The 493-nt window shown below is 65.1% G+C and carries 1 pseudogene; it reads left to right on the top strand.

Annotated features, from left to right (window positions below):
* Positions 1–121: 121 nt before the first annotated feature.
* Positions 122–493: pseudogene (locus ASG00_RS02425) on the top strand (hypothetical protein); the annotation flags it as partial.

The following is a 493-nucleotide window of genomic DNA, read 5'->3' as shown; positions in this document are numbered from 1 at the left end:
CCCCCGCCTGACCTACGCAGGCGTGACGGACTGGCACCCCGGGAAGCTCTCCCAGCGGGCGAAGGAATGCACCGGCCGGGACGTCGTGATCGCCGGATTCGAGCTCGCGGAGGCCTACTTCGTGGTCATCGACGAGGACACCGAAGAGGTGATGATCCGCTCCTACCTGAGGCACGACCCGCTGATGCGTAACCCGCGCCTCGCGGTGACGATGGCGAAGGACTTCGGAGGCGTCGCGTCGAACAAGATCCGCGCCGCGATCGTGTGGGAGCTGCAGCGGTTGAAGCGGTCGGAGCCGGACCTGCCGGCGTGGGAGAAGCCCCAGGTGAAGACGGTTCTGAAGCAGAACGCGGTGAACCCGAGGGAGATGACGACCGACCTTCCCACGGGCACCGCAACGTACCTGTTAGGTGCCGGTTTACCCACCGGCTTAGGCCGTGTTGATCAAGAGGTTTCGGTGTTCGGTGGGCGAGTCTTGAACCGTGACGCGACA

The organism is Microbacterium sp. Leaf351 (assembly GCF_001423825.1).
Classification (GTDB): domain Bacteria; phylum Actinomycetota; class Actinomycetes; order Actinomycetales; family Microbacteriaceae; genus Microbacterium; species Microbacterium ginsengisoli.
This window is presented reverse-complemented; position numbering and strand designations above follow the sequence as displayed.